Below are 18,227 nucleotides of genomic sequence, written 5' to 3' on the forward strand. Positions count from 1 at the left end.
TGAAACAAGATTAAAACGAACGTTTGTGATATAATATTAGTAAATAATTCGCAAAAGAGGTTGTAAGATGAAGCTGTTAGTTGTCGGTTCGGGTGGTCGTGAACATGCGATTGCTAAGAAGTTGCTTGAGTCAAAAGACGTTGAAAAAGTATTTGTAGCTCCTGGGAATGATGGGATGACTCTTGATAGTTTGGAATTGGTAAATATCTCTATTTCCGAACATTCTGAATTGATTGAGTTTGTAAAAGCCAACGATATTGCTTGGTCATTTATCGGGCCAGATGACGCCCTTGCGGCTGGTATCGTGGATGATTTCCATGCAGCTGGTCTCAAAGCCTTTGGTCCGACAAGATTGGCAGCTGAGCTGGAGTGGTCCAAGGATTTTGCTAAGGAAATCATGGTCAAATATGGCGTTCCGACAGCAGTCTATGGCACATTCTCGGATTTTGAGGAAGCCAAGGCCTATATCGAAAAGCAGGGGGCTCCTATCGTGGTCAAGGCGGATGGCTTGGCGCTTGGGAAGGGTGTTGTTGTTGCAGAGACGGTTGAGCAAGCGGTCGAAGCAGCTCATGAGATGCTCTTGGACAATAAATTTGGTGACTCAGGTGCGCGTGTAGTTATTGAGGAATTCCTTGATGGGGAGGAGTTCTCCCTCTTTGCCTTTGTCAATGGGGACAAGTTCTACATTATGCCAACAGCTCAGGACCACAAACGTGCCTATGATGGCGACAAGGGCCCTAACACAGGTGGCATGGGTGCCTATGCACCAGTTCCACACTTGACACAGAATGTAGTTGATACGGCAGTGGAGACTATTGTCAAGCCAGTCCTTGAAGGGATGATTAAAGAAGGTCGTCCTTATCTGGGAGTTCTTTACGCAGGTCTTATCTTGACAGCTGACGGTCCGAAAGTCATCGAGTTCAATGCTCGTTTTGGAGATCCCGAAACTCAGATTATCTTGCCTCGTTTGACATCTGACTTTGCACAAAATATTACTGACATTTTAGATGGCAAGGAGCCGAAGATCACATGGCTGGACAAGGGTGTGACTCTGGGTGTGGTTGTCGCATCCAACGGTTATCCGCTAGACTATGAAAAAGGTGTCAAGTTGCCAGCCAAAACCGATGGCGACATTATCACCTACTATGCTGGGGCTAAGTTTGCGGAAAATAGCAGAGCGCTGCTCTCAAACGGCGGACGAGTTTATATGCTCGTTACCACAGCAGACACCGTCAAAGAAGCCCAAGACACCATCTACAGCGAACTCAACACACAAAACACAGAAGGTCTCTTCTACCGAACAGATATCGGAAGCAAGGCGGTAAAAGATTAACAGGTACTAAATTTGTCATGGTGAGCGAAAGCGAACCAAAATAGAATAATCGTCGCAGTAGTGGAACTCCTAGTAGCTTTGCTACTAGGAGCGGAAAACTGGAGACCTAGGCTCCAGTTTTAGTAATGGAACGCCATAGGCGGTCGCTTACGTCCGCACTACATTAGACGATTATTAAAAAGAAAAATAAAAATTCACAAAATACGTTAATGGTCGTGTGGTTTGCGAGCGTTAGCGAGCTAATATAGAACAATCACCGCTGTTGTGAAAGAACGATTGAATGACAATCCAATCGTTCAGGGAAATTGGAAGACCTTGGGCTTCCGATTTAGGCATGAGACACTTTTGATGGCTGCTGCCGTCCCTCACAACCTAAGGTGATTGTTGAAAAAGAGGAAAAAGGAGAAGAAATGAAACCCGTAATTTCCATTATCATGGGCTCAAAATCTGACTGGGCAACCATGCAAAAAACAGCAGAAGTCCTAGACCGCTTCAGTGTAGCCTACGAAAAGAAGGTTGTCTCTGCCCACCGTACACCAGACCTCATGTTCCAACATGCGGAGGAAGCACGTAGTCGCGGTGTCAAGGTTATCATCGCAGGTGCTGGAGGTGCAGCCCATTTGCCAGGCATGGTCGCAGCTAAAACAACCCTTCCAGTCATTGGTGTGCCTGTCAAATCACATGAGCTTAGTGGCGTGGACTCACTCTACTCTATCGTTCAGATGCCGGGTGGGGTGCCTGTTGCGACCATGGCTATCGGTGAAGCTGGTGCGACAAATGCGGCTCTCTTTGCCCTCCGTCTCCTTTCAGTAGAGGATCAGGCTATCGCGACAGCTTTAGCAGATTTCGCAGAAGAGCAAGGAAAAATCGCAGAGGAGTCTACAAATGAGCTCATCTAAAACAATCGGAATTATAGGTGGCGGCCAGCTGGGTCAGATGATGGCTATTTCTGCTATCTACATGGGGCACAAGGTTATCGCGCTGGATCCTGCGGCTGATTGCCCAGCCTCTCGCGTAGCGGAAATCATTGTGGCGCCTTATAATGACGTGGATGCTCTGCGTCAGTTGGCTGAGCGTTGCGATGTCCTCACCTATGAGTTTGAAAATGTCGATGCCGACGGTTTGGATGCTGTCATCAAGGATGGACAACTCCCTCAAGGGACAGACCTGCTCCGTATTTCTCAAAATCGCATTTTTGAAAAGGACTTTCTCTCAAACAAGGCTCAAGTCACTGTAGCACCTTACAAGGTTGTGACCTCAAGCCAAGATTTGGCAAATATGGACCTATCGAAAAACTATGTCCTCAAGACTGCGACTGGTGGCTATGATGGCCATGGACAAAAGGTCATTCGCTCAGAAGCAGACTTGGCAGAAGCCTATGCGTTAGCTGACTCATCGGACTGTGTTTTGGAAGAATTTGTCAACTTTGACCTTGAAATCTCTGTTATCGTTTCTGGAAATGGCAAGGATGTGACGGTTTTTCCCGTTCAGGAAAATATCCACCGTAACAACATTCTTTCGAAAACCATTGTCCCAGCTCGCATTTCAGAAAGTCTGTCTGATAAAGCCAAAGCAATGGCAGTGCGAATTGCTGAACAACTTAAGCTATCTGGAACGCTCTGTGTGGAAATGTTTGCGACAGCTGATGATATTATTGTCAATGAGATTGCTCCACGTCCACACAACTCAGGGCACTACTCAATCGAAGCTTGCGACTTCTCCCAGTTTGATACCCACATTTTGGGTGTTCTGGGAGCACAGTTGCCAACTATCAAATTACATGCTCCAGCCGTTATGCTTAATGTCCTCGGCCAGCATGTCGAGGCCGCTGAAAAGTATGTCGCAGAAAATCCAAGCGTCCACCTCCACATGTATGGTAAAATAGAAGCGAAGCACAACCGCAAGATGGGACATGTGACTTTGATTAGTGATGTGCCGGATAGTGTGGATGAGTTTTAGAAAATATTTATTGGAGATAAGAAACAATGGCAACAAATATTCAGATAAACCGTATAAAAAGTAAGTTGAAAAAAATGTTCAAGAATAGTATAAATATGGAGAATGTTAAGGTTCTTCCAGGATCAGATGATTATGAAAAAATGTGGCATAGCAGAGCATATGCTGCATATTCAACATTTTTAATTGGTTCAGAAAACGTTGAGGATGCAGTTGGATCAGTTACTGATGGTTTTGGTGATAATGGTATAGATGCTATTTTTAATGATAAGAATAAAAAAATTCTGTATTTTATACAAACAAAATTTAGTAATGAAGCGAGTGGTTCTATTTCGGAAGGTGATACTTTAAAATTTATTAAAGGTGTAAAAAGGATATTGAATCTTGATTTTTCAAATTTTAATGATTTGATATATGCGAAGGCAACAGAGATAGAAGAAGCTCTCTCCGATTTTGATTACCGTCTAGAAATTGTAGTTTCGATCTCTTCAAATCAGAAGCTTTCGAATAATAGTCAAGAGGTGATTGATGATTTTCTAAAAGATACGAATTCTGATGGTAGTGATGAATTAGTAACATTCAGATTGATACAGCTTAATGATGTTTACTCTCATATGGCTAATCAGGGAGTGGCCCCAAATATTGATTTAGAGAATGTAACATTACATAACTGGGGATCACCCACACTGTCTAATGATAACTATAGGGTATATTATGGCTGGATGTCTGCTGTTGATATTGTAAATTGGCGAGAGCAGTATGGAGATAAAATCTTTGAAAATAATATTAGAAATTTCAAGCAAAATACAGATGTTAATAAAGGTATACTCCAAGTATTGAGAGAGGAACCTCAGAATTTTTACCTTTATAATAATGGTATTAAAATTATTTCAGAGAGAGGGGAAAAATTATTGAAGGGTGCATCAACAAATGATTATACTACATTAAAATTAGTTGGAGCAAGTATAATAAATGGTGCTCAAACAACAGGATCATTATACGAAGCATATAAAGCGGAAGATATTGATTTAACTAATGTTATAGTGCAAGTACAAATTATTATTTTAGGAGATGATGTTGATAACTTAGGACAAACAATTACTAAACTGTCTAATACTCAAAATAGAATAGAGAATAAAGATTTTGCAGCACAAGATAGCGAACAAAAAAGATTGATGAAAGATCTATCTATAGATGGTAAAAAATATGTTTACAGACAAGGAGTAGAGCTCCCGGATCCTTCAGAAGGATGTGATTTAGATAGTGCTACTGTAGCTTTAGGATGCTATTTAGATGATCTTGCTATTTCAACGCAACTAAAACGAGCATATGGTAGTATCTTTGACAATATTAATAAACCACCATATAAGCATATTTTTAATTCTGGTACATCTGCTTATAAATTGTGGAATTGTGTAGAGGTATATAGAAAATTACAACAGGTAGAATTTGCATATCAACAAGATCCACAAAATCAGTCAAGTAAATTAATTTCAATTCATGGCAATAGATTTATACTTCATCTTATTTTTCAAGAGTTAAAGAAAAATAAAAATCTAAACTTTGAAGATACCTATATTAAAATGAAGGAGTTACCAGATTTAGAAAAAGAGTATAATCAATTAATTAAGAAATTAATAATTGCAAAAGAAAAATTATACCCAGATGCATATCCAGCAAATCTATTTAAAAATACAAAGAGAACAAAGGAATTAGCAGAGTGTATTTACTTGCTTTAAGGGAAATAAGAAAAGTTATTAGTATCCAAGCAATTGATCTTATATACCCAGTTTAGACAGAAAAAAGAAAGGAACAAGGGTACCGTATTTCCTAAACTGAATACGGACTATGGACTTGATTAATTCCTATGATACAAATTATCGTTAACGCTTTTGTTGAAAAGGATAAGACTGGAGCAGTCGTGGAAGTCTTGTATGCTAGTGCTGATCAAGATAAGGTACAAGCTAAATATAAAGAACTAACTGCACAATACCCTGAAAACTATTTAGCTATCTATAGTTTACCGCTGGATATGGATTTGAATACATTAGATCACTATCCATCTGTGTTTATTGGAAAAGAGGAGTTTGAGTAGAAATCTTGTTTTACCTAGATAACTTATTCCTAACAGCTTACGAAGAAAGGAAAAATTAACAATATGATCGACCGTTACTCTCGCCCGGAGATGGCGAACATTTGGAGTGAAGAAAATAAATACCGTGCTTGGCTTGAGGTAGAAATCCTCGCTGATGAGGCATGGGCTGAGTTGGGGGAAATCCCTAAGGAAGATGTAGCTTTGATTCGTGAAAAGGCGGACTTTGACATCGACCGTATTTTGGAGATTGAGCAAGAGACTCGCCACGATGTGGTTGCCTTCACACGTGCGGTTTCTGAGACTCTTGGTGAAGAGCGCAAGTGGGTTCACTATGGTTTGACTTCTACCGACGTGGTGGATACGGCCTACGGTTACCTCTACAAGCAGGCCAACGATATCATCCGTCGTGACCTTGAAAACTTTACCAACATCATCGCTGACAAGGCTAAGGAACACAAGTTCACCATCATGATGGGGCGTACCCACGGTGTGCATGCTGAGCCGACGACTTTTGGTCTTAAATTGGCGACTTGGTACAGCGAAATGAAGCGCAACATCGAGCGTTTCGAGCATGCGGCTACTGGTGTGGAAGCTGGTAAAATCTCTGGTGCGGTTGGTAACTTTGCCAACATCCCACCATTCGTTGAGCAATACGTCTGCGACAAATTGGGTATCCGTGCCCAAGAAATCTCAACACAGGTCCTTCCTCGTGACCTTCACGCTGAGTACTTTGCGGTTCTTGCCAGCATCGCGACTTCTATCGAGCGTATGGCGACTGAGATTCGTGGTTTGCAAAAATCAGAACAACGAGAAGTAGAAGAATTTTTTGCTAAAGGGCAAAAAGGATCTTCAGCAATGCCTCACAAACGCAACCCAATCGGTTCTGAAAATATGACAGGTCTTGCGCGTGTTATCCGTGGTCATATGATTACAGCTTATGAAAACGTGGCTCTCTGGCACGAACGCGACATTTCCCACTCATCAGCTGAGCGTATCATCACACCTGATACGACCATTTTGATTGACTACATGCTCAACCGTTTTGGAAATATCGTCAAGAACTTGACAGTCTTCCCAGAAAACATGATTCGCAACATGAACTCGACTTTTGGTCTAATCTTCAGCCAACGTGCCATGTTGACCTTGATTGAAAAAGGCATGACTCGTGAGCAGGCTTATGACTTGGTACAACCAAAAACAGCCTATTCTTGGGATAATCAAGTGGACTTCAAACCACTTCTTGAAGCAGATCCAGAAGTAACATCTCGCCTCACACAAGAAGAAATCGACGAAATCTTCAACCCTCTTTACTACACCAAACGAGTAGATGATATTTTTGAACGTCTTGGATTAGGATAATTAGAATAAAAATCGAAGTTCTATTACTCTATTTACTGGAGTAGCAGAACTTCGATTTTTCTTTTTTATAAAAAGATTCCCAATATTTTAGTGAAATTTAAACAAATTTAATCTATCTTAATTTACATATAGAAAATATACTTTTAATGTCATATAATAAGCATAGAAAAAGCCCAAGCGATTAGGCTCAGGCTTTCTTCTTAGTGATCACGGTCACATGAGATGAATTTAATCTTGTAATAATCAGATCGTTTGTAAGTTTCACTGTATCCTAAAACTTGACCAGTTGATTCGAGTTTGGTGATTTTAGTTTGTAGGACAGTAGGGAATTGTTCATCGACTCCGAGGACTGAAGCCGCATGTTCTGGAGTTGGAAAGACTATTTCATTGATTTCTTCAAAGTGTTCATCATTCATGTGAATGTGGTAGTCTAACTTGAAACGGTTATAGATGGAACTATAGTATTCAAGGTTTGGATAATTTGCGTTGATATATTGTTCTGGGATGTAGGATGTATGGTAGATATAAACGACACCGTTTGATTCGCGGATACGTTCAATCTTGTAGTAGAATTGATCGCCGCGTAGACCCAATTTTTCCAAGTAAACGAGCTTGTTTCCGCGTTCAATTGAAAGAACAGTTACCTTATCATCTTTAGCATTAAAGAGTTCAATATCTGAAAACTCTACAAGCTTGTGTTTGCGTGCACGTGAAACGAAGGTTCCTTTTCCTTGTTGGCGGACAATATAGCCATCTTTAGCAAGGTCGTTTAAGGCGCGGACAACTGTGATAGAACTGACATCGTACATTGAAATGAGCTCTGCTTCAGTGTAAAATTTATCTCCACTGCTAAACTGCCCAGAGATGATTTTATTTTTTAATTCGTCTTTTATGTATTGATATTTGGGAATTGCCATATTTTTACCTCTATTTTCCTTCTCCACAGAAAATTTTACCATAAAAGCGAAAAAAATAGTAGTCTTTTGAATAAAAAATTAGAAAAATAGTTTGAAAAATTAAGGTACATAAGCATTACTCATATTTTATAAATGTATTTTATGCAAAATTATTTTAGGTTCTCTATTCCGAATTTAAAGAGCGTTTGAAATGGGTCTGAAAATGTTTGAAACTAATTGAACGTGTGTATAATAGTAAAATTCCAGTAAATATTCCTACAATTTCTATTGACAATTCAAACAGATTGGTTTATAATTACTATAACAACAAATGAAAGCGTAAACTTTCGCGGTCAGAGGGTAGTTTTATGACACGATTTGAGATACGAGATGATTTCTATCTCGATGGAAAATCATTTAAGATTTTATCTGGCGCCATTCATTATTTTAGGGTTCCTCCAGAAGATTGGTATCATTCGCTCTATAACTTGAAGGCTCTTGGCTTTAATACGGTAGAGACTTATGTTGCTTGGAATTTACACGAGCCTCGTGAGGGCGAGTTTCACTTTGAAGGAGCTCTGGATTTGGAGCGGTTTCTTCAGACAGCACAAGATTTGGGTCTCTACGCTATCGTACGTCCGTCACCATTTATCTGTGCGGAGTGGGAATTTGGTGGTTTACCAGCTTGGCTCTTAACCAAAGACATGAGGATTCGTTCCTCAGATCCTGCCTATATTGAGGATGTCGGTTGCTACTATGACCAGCTCTTGTCACGATTGGTTCCACATTTGTTGGACAATGGTGGCAATATCCTCATGATGCAGGTTGAAAATGAGTATGGTTCTTATGGAGAAGATAAGGCTTACCTGAGAGCAATTCGACAGCTAATGGAAGAGCGTGGTGTAACCTGTCCCCTCTTTACATCAGATGGTCCATGGAGAGCTACTCTGAAAGCTGGAACCTTAATCGAAGATGACCTCTTTGTAACAGGGAACTTTGGTTCTAAAGCTCCATATAACTTTTCACAGATGCAGGAATTCTTTGATGAACATGGTAAGAAATGGCCACTCATGTGTATGGAGTTCTGGGATGGCTGGTTTAATCGTTGGAAAGAACCGATTATCACGCGAGATCCTAAGGAATTGGCAGATGCAGTTCGAGAAGTTCTGGAGCAAGGTTCTATCAATCTATACATGTTTCATGGTGGGACAAACTTTGGTTTCATGAATGGTTGTTCGGCTCGAGGGACTTTGGACCTGCCACAAGTTACGTCTTATGATTACGATGCCCTTCTTGATGAAGAAGGAAATCCAACTGCTAAATATCTGGCAGTCAAGAAGATGATGGCAACACATTTTCCAGAGTATCCGCAGTTGGAACCACTCTACAAGGAGAGTATGGAGTTGGATGCTATTCCACTAGTTGAAAAAGTTTCCTTGTTTGAAACCTTAGATAGCTTGTCAAGTCCGATAGAAAGTCTCTATCCTCAAAAGATGGAGGAGTTGGGACAAAGCTATGGCTACCTACTCTATCGAACAGAAACAAACTGGGATGCAGAAGAAGAAAGACTTCGTATCATTGATGGTCGAGATAGGGCTCAGCTGTATGTCGATGGTCAATGGGTTAAAACCCAATATCAGACAGAGATTGGGGAAGATATTTTTTATCAAGGCGAAAAGAAAGCGTTATCTAGGATTGATGTCTTGATAGAAAATATGGGGCGTGTCAACTATGGTCATAAGTTCTTAGCGGATACGCAACGTAAGGGAATTCGGACAGGGGTTTGTAAGGATTTGCACTTCTTACTAAACTGGAAACACTATCCACTCCCACTAGATAATCCTGAGAAAATTGATTTTTCAAAAGGATGGACTCAAGGACAACCAGCCTTTTACGCTTATGACTTTACAGTTCAAGAGCCAAAAGATACTTACCTAGACTTATCTGAGTTTGGTAAGGGAGTTGCCTTTGTAAACGGGCAGAATCTAGGACGTTTTTGGAACGTCGGCCCGACCCTCTCACTTTATATCCCTCATAGCTATCTCAAGGAAGGTGCCAATCGTATCATCATCTTTGAAACAGAAGGTCAATATAAAGAAGAGATTCATTTAACTCGTAAACCTACACTAAAACACATAAAGGGGGAAAACTTATGACAATTGTAGGATGCCGTATCGATGGACGTTTGATCCATGGACAAGTAGCCAATCTTTGGGCTGGGAAACTAAATGTTTCACGCATTATGGTTGTAGACGACGAAGTTGTCAACAACGATATTGAAAAGAGTGGTTTGAAACTTGCGACACCACCAGGTGTGAAACTCAGTATATTGCCAGTTGAGAAAGCCGCAGCCAATATTCTTGCTGGTAAATACGATAGCCAACGTCTCTTTATCGTGGCTCGTAAACCAGACCGCTTCCTTGGTTTGGTAGAAGCAGGTGTACCACTTGAAACCCTTAATGTTGGGAATATGTCTCAAACACCAGAAACTCGTTCTATTACACGTTCTATCAACGTAGTAGACAAGGATGTGGAAGACTTCCACAAATTGGCAGAAAAAGGTGTTAAACTTACTGCTCAAATGGTTCCAAATGATCCAATTTCAGACTTTTTGAGCTTATTAAAATAGGAAAAAATTTTTAGGAGGTCATTGTTATGATACAATGGTGGCAAATTTTACTTCTCACTTTGTACTCAGCTTATCAAATCTGTGATGAGTTGACGATCGTTTCATCTGCAGGTTCCCCTGTATTTGCTGGTTTCATTACTGGTTTAATCATGGGAGATGTGACTACTGGTTTACTTATCGGTGGTAACTTGCAACTGTTCGTTCTTGGGGTTGGTACCTTCGGTGGTGCTTCTCGTATCGACGCAACTTCTGGTGCGGTTCTTGCGACAGCCTTCTCTGTTTCACAGGGAATTGATGCACCGCTTGCAATTACTACAATCGCTGTACCAGTAGCAGCTCTCTTGACTTACTTCGACGTTCTTGGACGTATGACTACTACCTTCTTCGCTCACCGTGTGGATGCTGCCATCGAACGCTTTGACTATAAAGGTATTGAACGCAACTACTTGCTTGGTGCGATTCCGTGGGCTCTATCTCGTGCCCTTCCAGTCTTCTTTGCACTTGCTTTTGGTGGTGAATTTGTACAAGGCGTAGTAGACTTCGTTACAAAATACCAATGGGTTGCAGATGGTTTGACACTTGCAGGACGTATGCTTCCAGGTCTTGGATTTGCAATCTTGCTTCGTTACCTTCCAGTTAAACGTAACCTTCACTACCTTGCTATGGGATTTGGTTTGACAGCTATGTTGACTGTTCTTTACTCATATGTAACAGGTCTTGGTGGCGCTGTTGCTGGTATCGTAGGTACTCTTCCTGCTGAAGTTGCTGAAAAGATTGGTTTCGTGAACAACTTCAAAGGTTTGTCTATGATTGGTATTTCTATCGTAGGTATTTTCCTTGCAGTGCTTCACTTCAAAAATAGCCAAAAAGTAGCTGTAGCAGCACCTTCTACACCATCAGAAAGTGGGGAAATCGAAGATGACGAATTCTAATTACAAACTAACAAAAGAAGATTTTAATCAAATCAACAAACGTAGCTTGTTTACTTTCCAATTAGGTTGGAACTACGAACGTATGCAAGCTTCTGGTTACCTTTATATGATCTTGCCTCAATTGCGTAAAATGTATGGGGATGGAACTCCTGAATTGAAAGAAATGATGAAAGTTCATACTCAATTCTTCAATACTTCACCATTCTTCCATACCATTATCGCTGGTTTTGACCTTGCCATGGAAGAAAAAGATGGTGTGGGTTCAAAAGACGCCGTTAACGGTATCAAGACAGGTTTGATGGGGCCATTCGCTCCTCTTGGAGATACAATCTTTGGTTCACTTGTACCTGCTATCATGGGGTCAGTCGCAGCAACTATGGCTATCGCTGGCCAACCTTGGGGTATCTTCCTTTGGATTGCAGTTGCAGTAGCGTATGACATCTTCCGTTGGAAACAGTTGGAATTTGCCTACAAAGAAGGGGTTAACCTTATCAACAACATGCAAAGTACCTTGACAGCTTTGATTGACGCTGCATCTGTACTTGGTGTCTTCATGATGGGTGCTCTTGTAGCAACAATGATCAACTTTGAAATTTCTTACAAGTTGCCAATCGGTGAAAAGATGATTGATTTCCAAGACATCTTGAACCAAATCTTCCCACGTTTGCTTCCAGCAATCTTTACTGCCTTTATCTTCTGGTTGCTTGGTAAGAAAGGTATGACTTCTACTAAAGCTATCGGTATCATTATCGCTCTTGCAGTAGGTCTTTCTGCCCTTGGTCACTTTGCATTTGGAATGTAATTCCTTATGACCAAATCATTAATTTTGGTGAGCCATGGTCGCTTCTGTGAGGAGCTTAAAGGTAGCACAGAAATGATTATGGGCCCACAAGACAACATTTACACAGTAGCTCTTCTTCCAGAAGATGGACCAGAAGAATTTACTGCAAAATTTGAAGCTGCTATTGAAGGATTGGATGATTTCCTAGTCTTTGCGGATCTTCTCGGTGGAACACCATGTAACGTGATAAGCCGTTTGATTATGGAAGGTCGTGACATCGAACTTTATGCAGGGATGAATCTTCCAATGGTGATTGAATTTATCAATGCGAGCCTTACAGGCGCAGATGCGGACTATAAGAGCCGTGCTGCAGAAAGCATTGTGAAAGTTAATGACCTGTTAGCGGGCTTCGATGATGAAGAAGATGAATAATACTCTTCGAAAATCTCTTTAAACCATACTAGTGTCTCCTTGCCGTATAGATGTTACTGACTTCGTCAGTTCTATCTACAACCTCAAAACAGTGTTTTGAGCAGCCTGCGGCTAGTTTCCTAGTTTGCTCTTTGATTTTCATTGAGTATACGATGTGATAACGTGAAAATCATAGGGAAAATAGGCGATAGGAGGATGGAGCGATGCTCCGACGATAATCGGTCTTTTTCCCAAAGATTTTAGTTGGAACTCGATTCAATTCATGTGACAACGTGAACATCGTCAGAATAACTTATATAGAATATACATGGGAATGGGGCTTACTCCCATTCCCATATTTAATAGAAAAAGAGGAACTCAATGCTACATTATACAAAAGAAGACTTACTCGAATTGGGTGCAGAAATCACTACACGTGAAATTTACCAACAGCCTGATGTATGGAAAGAAGCTTTTGAATCTTATCAAGCAAAACGTGAAGAAATTGCAGCCTTCCTACAAGGAATTGCTGATAAACATGACTATATCAAGGTTATTTTGACGGGTGCTGGGACTTCTGCTTATGTGGGAGATACCTTGCTACCTTACTTTAAGGAAGTCTATGACGAACGCAAATGGAATTTCAATGCCATTGCGACCACAGATATTGTTGCCAATCCAGAAACTTATTTGAAAAAAGATGTGGCAACTGTACTTGTATCCTTTGCTCGTAGTGGGAACTCGCCTGAAAGTGTGGCGACTGTTGATTTGGCCAAGGCCTTGGTGGATGAGCTTTACCAAGTGACGATTACTTGTGCAGCGGACGGTAAGTTGGCTCTTCAAGCTCATGGAGATGACCGCAATCTCTTGCTTTTGCAACCAGCTGCCTCTAATGATGCTGGATTTGCCATGACCTCTAGCTTTACGTCTATGATGTTAACAGCTCTCTTGGTCTTTGATCCTACAGAATTTGCTGTGAAAGCTGAACGTTTTGAAGTTGTATCTAGTCTTGCCCGTAAAGTTTTAGATAATGCAGAAGATGTCAAAGAGCTTGTTGACCTCGACTTTAATCGTGTCATCTATCTAGGCGCTGGTCCTTTCTTTGGACTTGCTCATGAAGCTCAGCTCAAGATTTTGGAATTGACAGCTGGCCAAGTGGCGACCATGTATGAAAGCCCAGTTGGCTTCCGTCACGGTCCAAAATCTCTTATCAACGAAGATACAGTTGTCTTGGTCTTTGGTACAAGGACAGACTACACTCGTAAGTACGACTTGGACTTGGTTCGTGAAGTTGCTGGTGACCAGATTGCTCGTCGTGTTGTGCTTTTGAGTGATCAAGCCTTTGGTCTTGAAAATGTCAAAGAAGTGGCCCTTGGTTGTGGCGATGTCTTGAATGATATTTACCGTGTCTTCCCTTACATCGTTTATGCCCAACTCTTTGCCCTATTGACTTCACTCAAGGTAGAAAATAAACCTGATACGCCTTCTCCTACAGGTACAGTAAACCGTGTGGTACAAGGTGTTATCATCCACGAATATCAAAAGTAAGACAGTGTTTATGAATTCTTGACAAGAGGATTTGTATATTATCAGGCAAACCATAGATTGTCAAGGCGCTTTCTATGGTTTGTTTGCTTGATAGAAATAGTAAAAGGAGAACAGAATGAAAGCATACACAGAGCGTGTATTTGGAAATATTGAGGGCAAGGATGTCTTGGCCTATCGCTTTGAGACAGACGGTGGCTACCAACTTGAGGTTATGACTTATGGTGCGACCATCTTGCGCTATGTCACGCCTGACAAGGCTGGAAATTTTGCCAATGTAATCTTGGGATTTGATGACTTTGCTAGCTATGTAGGCAATAGTCCCAAGCATGGAGCTAGTGTAGGTCCTGTAGCAGGACGTATTGCAGGTGCGACCTTTGAGCTTAATGGCAAGACTTATGGCCTTGAAGTCAACAATGCTAGCAACTGTAACCACAGTGGTTCAACTGGTTGGGATTCTAGTTTGTTTGAACTAGTTGAAGTAAGCGACCATGGTTTGACCCTCTACACAGAGCGTACAGATGGGACAGGAGGATTTCCTGGGAACCTCAAGATTTGGATCAGTTATCACTTGGAAGAAACTGGTGCCTATGAAATCAGCTACAAGGTAACAACAGATCAGGATACGCTGGTTAATCCAACCAACCACAGCTATTTCAACTTGTCTGGTGATTTCACGCAGACGATTGACCGCCATGTCTTCCAGCTAAATACAGAGGGGATTTACCCAATCGCTCCCGACGGTGTTCCTGCCAAAACTCCAGATGCTAATCGTGATGTGGTTAAACACATCTACAATGGTGCCTTATTGAAAGACATCTTTGCAGAAGAAGATGAGCAAATCCAGTTGGTATCAGGTTTAGATCATCCATTTGCTCTCCCTGTAGGTCATGACAATGCTGGTTTCCTTTATGACCAAAACTCAGGTCGTTTCCTGCTCTTCAAAACAGAGGCTCCTTGTTTTGTAGTCTACACAGCAAACTTTGTGGATGAGAGTGTACTTGTGGCTGGTCAGCCAATGGTACAGCACAATGGGATTGCCCTTGAAGCGCAAGCTTTACCAGATGCCATTCATAGCGACCTCAAAGACCAAGTCATTCTTAAAGCCGGTCAAACCTTTACAAGTAAGACACGTTATGAGCTTGTTGTGAAATAAAAGAATCATTGCGCCTACTTTTGGGATTTAGGAATAGGTAAGCAAAGACAAATAGTAGGAAAATATGATATAATTAGGTGTTAAAAAGTATTTATCAAGATACGATTCAAAAGATATAAGGAGTAAACAATGAAGAAAATTGTATTTGCTAGTGCCTTGGCTTTGACCTTGGCAGGAGCAGTTTTGACAAATGATGTTTTTGCCAATGACAGATTGGTGGCAACGCAATCTGCTGATGGTAATGTATTGACCTCAGAGGTGCTAAAACCTTCTAGTGGCAATGTTTTGGTTGGAATCAAAGGAGAATTTGTAGCTCCTCATCAACAATCTATTTTGGATGCCATTAATGCTATTCGTAAAGAAGCAGCTGACGAAGGTTTGGTAGATAAGTATGTCCCTATCAAATGGTCAACTGACCTAGAAAAGGCAGCTTTTGTTAGAGCTACAGAAGCATCTGTGACTATGAAACATGAGCGTCTTTCTAATAAAGAAATCTGGAGCGCCTTTCCAACTGGTAACAGCATGATGGGAGAAAATTTGGCATGGAATCATGACGGTTTTCTAAAAGCTATTGAACAATGGCGTTCTGAAAAAGCAGATTATGTGAAGAAAAAAAATAGTGGTTCAGACAACGGGAAATCTGGTCACTATGAGTCGCTAATTAACCCTAAATTTACACACATGGGAATGGCAGCTTTTAAAAATCCTAACAATCAATACAAAGCTATTACAATCGCTCAAACTCTAGGTGATGATGCTTCTTCAGAGGAATTGGCTGGTGGATATGGTTCTGCTGTTCAGTACACAGAAGTGACTGCCTCAAACCTTTCAACAGTTAAAACTAAAGCTACGGTTGTAGAAAAACCACTGAAAGATTTTAGAGCGTCTACGTCTGATCAGTCTGGCTGGGTGCAGTCTAATGGCAAGTGGTATTTTTATGAGTCTGGTGATGTGAAGACAGGCTGGGTGAAAACAGATGGTAAATGGTACTATTTGAATGACTTAGGTATTATGCAGACTGGATTTGTAAAAGTTTCTGGTAGCTGGTATTATTTGAGCAATTCAGGCGCTATGTTTACAGGCTGGGGAACAGATGGTAGCAGATGGTTCTACTTTGATGGCTCAGGAGCTATGAAAACAGGCTGGTACAAGGAAAATGGTACCTGGTATTACCTTGATGAATCAGGTATCATGAAGACAGGTTGGTTTAAAGTAGGCAAGTACTGGTACTATGCATATGGTTCAGGAGCTTTGGCTGTGAACACAACAACACCAGATGGTTACCGTGTAAATGCTAATGGTGAATGGGTAAGCTAGGCTGAACATGCCGACTGAGAGGTAAGTTATCCGTCTCACTAGCAACAAGAATGAACGATAAGAAAGAGGTTGATGGCGAACATTGACCTCTTTTTTGGAGTGTCTCGAGTCAGTTGCTATTCACTGAAAATAAGGACGAGTCATCGCTGGAGTATTCCTAATTCAAAAATCAAGTTTGAACATTTGCTTTTGGTATCTGTTTATTTCTGGAATGTGAGCTTTATACTCTTCGAAAATCTCTTCAAACCACGTCAGCTTCGCCTTGGTGTAGGTATATGTTACTGACTTCGCCAGTTCTATCTGCAACCTCAAAACAGTGTTTTGAGCAACCTACGACTCGCTTCCTAGTTTGCTCTTTGATTTTCATTGAGTCTCATCTGCAATAGAAAAGCAGTGTGAGAAGCAAATACACACCAGAATAAAAGAGAAACTCTAGGAAAGAAAATGTAAAGAAATACGAAAGTTTTCAAAACAATTTTCATAAAAACTTTGATAAAACAAATAAAGTCCCGAACAAAAATGTAACAAAAATTTAATATAAAACACTTGACAAAGATTTGTGGGGGGGGTATACTTAATATAGGCATAGTCTGAAAATGATTATCAGAAAAGAGGTAAATGATGAATAAGAAAAAAATGATTTTAACAAGTCTAGCCAGCGTCGCTATCTTAGGGGCTGGTTTTGTTGCGTCTCAGCCTACTGTTGTAAGAGCAGAAGACGCTCCACAAGCTGTCGAACAATCTTTATCAGAGAAGCAACGAGAATTCTTATCTAATTTTGATAAAGCTGCAGAAGCTATAGTTAAAGAATTAGAAGAATATTTAGAGAATGCAAAAGGAGATCCAGAATTAGAAAAACAAATTCAAGGGTTTATTGATGAATTTAAAAAACGAACTGAAGCTCAGAAGGCTGACTATGAAAAACGCTTCAAAGAAGGTCTAACTGTAGAAAAGGCTGAAGAAGAAGTAGAAGAAAAAGCTAAAGAAGAGGAAGTTGCAGAAGAAAAAGAAGCTAAGGAAGAAGCAGCTGCTCAAAAAGAATTCTTATCTAATTTTGATAAAGCTGCAGAAGCTACAGTTAAAGAATTAAAAGAATATTTAGACAATGCAAAAGAAGATCCAGAATTACAAAACCAAATTCAAGGGTTTATTGATGAATTTAAAAAACGAACTAAAGCTCAGAAAGCTGACTATGAAGAACGCTTCAAAAAAGGTCTAACTGCAGAAGATGCTGAAGAAGAAATAGAAGCAAAAGCTAAAGAAGAGGAAGTAGCAGAGGAACAAGAAGCTAAGGAAGAAGCAGCTGCTCAAAAAGAATTTTTAGCTAATTTTGACAAGGCATTAAAGGATACGATTGCAAAATTAGAAGAAGATGCAAAAAATAATCCTGAAATAGAAGAACAAATTCAAGATACGATTGCAAAATTAAAAGCAGAAGCAGATAAAACAAAAGCTAAAATCGTAGAAGGTTTCAAACAAGGCTTAACTGCAGAAGACGCTGAAAAAGCAATCGATGATGCAAATAAAAAGTCAGCAGAAAAAGAGAAAGCGGCTCAGGAAGAATTTTTAGCAAACTATGATGCAGCATTGAAAGCAGCAATCGCAGAATTAGAAAAAGCTGAAACTAATAGTCCAGAAGAAGCAAAAGCAAAAGCTGATACAATTGCAGCATTAAAAGCAGCATCAGATGAAACAAGAAAACAAATTGTAGAAGGCTTCAAAAAAGGCTTAACTGCAAAACAAGCTGAAAAATTTATCGATGAATTAAATAAGAAAGCTGCAGAAGAAGATAAAGCTAAAGAAAAACCAGCGGAAAA

At 40.4% G+C, this 18,227-nt stretch carries 16 protein-coding genes and 1 pseudogene; 16 read left to right on the plus strand and 1 reads right to left on the minus strand.

Going from position 1 to position 18,227, the window contains the following annotated elements:
* Positions 1–67 precede the first annotated feature (67 nt).
* The 7 genes from purD to purB all read left to right on the plus strand — a co-directional run bounded on the left by purD (position 68) and on the right by purB (position 6,743).
* Positions 68–1,333 (plus strand): phosphoribosylamine--glycine ligase, encoded by a 1,266-nt coding sequence (gene purD / locus HT724_RS00240; RefSeq protein WP_173276553.1) that lies wholly within the window; start codon positions 68–70, stop codon positions 1,331–1,333.
* A gap of 264 nt (positions 1,334–1,597) precedes the next feature.
* On the plus strand, positions 1,598–1,714 hold the full coding sequence (locus HT724_RS10445) for a phosphoribosylaminoimidazole carboxylase (RefSeq protein WP_080551644.1): 117 nt from the start codon (positions 1,598–1,600) through the stop codon (positions 1,712–1,714).
* Between the two features lie 29 nt (positions 1,715–1,743).
* The gene (gene purE / locus HT724_RS00245; protein WP_173276552.1) at positions 1,744–2,232 is read left to right on the plus strand and encodes a 5-(carboxyamino)imidazole ribonucleotide mutase; all 489 of its coding nucleotides are present in this window, start codon (positions 1,744–1,746) and stop codon (positions 2,230–2,232) included.
* A complete protein-coding gene (gene purK / locus HT724_RS00250; protein ID WP_173276551.1) occupies positions 2,219–3,292 on the plus strand; it encodes a 5-(carboxyamino)imidazole ribonucleotide synthase in 1,074 nt (357 codons plus the stop codon). Before purE ends, purK begins: the two co-directional genes overlap by 14 nt.
* Before the next feature lie 26 nt (positions 3,293–3,318).
* Complete coding sequence (locus HT724_RS00255; protein ID WP_173276550.1) at positions 3,319–5,028, plus strand: AIPR family protein; 1,710 nt, start codon at positions 3,319–3,321, stop codon at positions 5,026–5,028.
* A gap of 128 nt (positions 5,029–5,156) precedes the next feature.
* Entirely contained in the window at positions 5,157–5,384 is a 228-nt protein-coding gene (locus HT724_RS00260; RefSeq protein ID WP_050262648.1) for a hypothetical protein, read from the plus strand.
* A 63-nt stretch (positions 5,385–5,447) separates the two neighbouring features.
* Complete coding sequence (purB, locus tag HT724_RS00265; RefSeq protein ID WP_173276549.1) at positions 5,448–6,743, plus strand: adenylosuccinate lyase; 1,296 nt, start codon at positions 5,448–5,450, stop codon at positions 6,741–6,743.
* A 200-nt stretch (positions 6,744–6,943) separates the two neighbouring features.
* On the opposite strand, the gene HT724_RS00270 is transcribed toward purB, so the two are convergent.
* On the minus strand, positions 6,944–7,660 hold the full coding sequence (locus tag HT724_RS00270) for a GntR family transcriptional regulator (RefSeq protein WP_049512623.1): 717 nt from the start codon (positions 7,658–7,660) through the stop codon (positions 6,944–6,946).
* A gap of 347 nt (positions 7,661–8,007) precedes the next feature.
* Here HT724_RS00270 and HT724_RS00275 point away from each other — a divergent pair, with 347 nt between their 5' ends.
* From HT724_RS00275 to HT724_RS00315, 9 genes and pseudogenes are all read left to right on the plus strand, one after another.
* Positions 8,008–9,795, plus strand: coding sequence for a beta-galactosidase (locus HT724_RS00275; RefSeq protein WP_173276548.1), 1,788 nt, complete (start codon positions 8,008–8,010; stop codon positions 9,793–9,795).
* Positions 9,792–10,268, plus strand: coding sequence for a PTS system mannose/fructose/N-acetylgalactosamine-transporter subunit IIB (locus HT724_RS00280; RefSeq protein ID WP_000156967.1), 477 nt, complete (start codon positions 9,792–9,794; stop codon positions 10,266–10,268). The genes HT724_RS00275 and HT724_RS00280 overlap by 4 nt, the downstream gene beginning before the upstream one ends.
* Positions 10,269–10,294: 26 nt before the next feature.
* Complete coding sequence (locus HT724_RS00285; RefSeq protein WP_023940581.1) at positions 10,295–11,200, plus strand: PTS mannose/fructose/sorbose/N-acetylgalactosamine transporter subunit IIC; 906 nt, start codon at positions 10,295–10,297, stop codon at positions 11,198–11,200.
* Complete coding sequence (locus HT724_RS00290) at positions 11,187–12,002, plus strand: PTS system mannose/fructose/sorbose family transporter subunit IID (protein ID WP_050235419.1); 816 nt, start codon at positions 11,187–11,189, stop codon at positions 12,000–12,002. Before HT724_RS00285 ends, HT724_RS00290 begins: the two co-directional genes overlap by 14 nt.
* A 6-nt stretch (positions 12,003–12,008) precedes the next feature.
* Positions 12,009–12,413 carry a PTS sugar transporter subunit IIA gene (locus HT724_RS00295; protein WP_173276547.1) on the plus strand — a complete coding sequence of 135 codons (405 nt, stop codon included), beginning with the start codon at positions 12,009–12,011 and terminating at the stop codon, positions 12,411–12,413.
* A gap of 360 nt (positions 12,414–12,773) precedes the next feature.
* On the plus strand, positions 12,774–13,940 hold the full coding sequence (locus tag HT724_RS00300; protein ID WP_173276546.1) for an SIS domain-containing protein: 1,167 nt from the start codon (positions 12,774–12,776) through the stop codon (positions 13,938–13,940).
* 115 nt (positions 13,941–14,055) lie between these two features.
* Positions 14,056–15,093: an aldose epimerase family protein gene (locus tag HT724_RS00305; protein ID WP_173276545.1), complete on the plus strand. Its 1,038-nt coding sequence runs from the start codon at positions 14,056–14,058 to the stop codon at positions 15,091–15,093.
* A gap of 129 nt (positions 15,094–15,222) precedes the next feature.
* Entirely contained in the window at positions 15,223–16,410 is a 1,188-nt protein-coding gene (locus tag HT724_RS00310) for a CAP domain-containing protein (protein ID WP_173234187.1), read from the plus strand.
* 621 nt (positions 16,411–17,031) lie between these two features.
* A pseudogene (locus tag HT724_RS00315) lies at positions 17,032–18,227 on the plus strand (hypothetical protein); the annotation flags it as partial.

Source organism: Streptococcus sp. k-402, assembly GCF_013277515.1.
Lineage (GTDB): Bacteria > Bacillota > Bacilli > Lactobacillales > Streptococcaceae > Streptococcus.

Coding starts and splice junctions, on each gene's coding strand:
- HT724_RS00295 (WP_173276547.1), top strand. CDS start 12,009: ATGACCAAATCATTAATTTTGGTGAGCCATGGTCGCTTCTGTGAGGAG.
- HT724_RS00280 (WP_000156967.1), top strand. CDS start 9,792: ATGACAATTGTAGGATGCCGTATCGATGGACGTTTGATCCATGGACAA.
- HT724_RS00305 (WP_173276545.1), top strand. CDS start 14,056: ATGAAAGCATACACAGAGCGTGTATTTGGAAATATTGAGGGCAAGGAT.
- HT724_RS00275 (WP_173276548.1), top strand. CDS start 8,008: ATGACACGATTTGAGATACGAGATGATTTCTATCTCGATGGAAAATCA.
- purE (WP_173276552.1), top strand. CDS start 1,744: ATGAAACCCGTAATTTCCATTATCATGGGCTCAAAATCTGACTGGGCA.
- HT724_RS00300 (WP_173276546.1), top strand. CDS start 12,774: ATGCTACATTATACAAAAGAAGACTTACTCGAATTGGGTGCAGAAATC.
- HT724_RS00290 (WP_050235419.1), top strand. CDS start 11,187: ATGACGAATTCTAATTACAAACTAACAAAAGAAGATTTTAATCAAATC.
- HT724_RS00285 (WP_023940581.1), top strand. CDS start 10,295: ATGATACAATGGTGGCAAATTTTACTTCTCACTTTGTACTCAGCTTAT.
- purK (WP_173276551.1), top strand. CDS start 2,219: ATGAGCTCATCTAAAACAATCGGAATTATAGGTGGCGGCCAGCTGGGT.
- purB (WP_173276549.1), top strand. CDS start 5,448: ATGATCGACCGTTACTCTCGCCCGGAGATGGCGAACATTTGGAGTGAA.
- HT724_RS00260 (WP_050262648.1), top strand. CDS start 5,157: ATGATACAAATTATCGTTAACGCTTTTGTTGAAAAGGATAAGACTGGA.
- HT724_RS00270 (WP_049512623.1), bottom strand. CDS start 7,660: ATGGCAATTCCCAAATATCAATACATAAAAGACGAATTAAAAAATAAA.
- HT724_RS00255 (WP_173276550.1), top strand. CDS start 3,319: ATGGCAACAAATATTCAGATAAACCGTATAAAAAGTAAGTTGAAAAAA.
- purD (WP_173276553.1), top strand. CDS start 68: ATGAAGCTGTTAGTTGTCGGTTCGGGTGGTCGTGAACATGCGATTGCT.
- HT724_RS00310 (WP_173234187.1), top strand. CDS start 15,223: ATGAAGAAAATTGTATTTGCTAGTGCCTTGGCTTTGACCTTGGCAGGA.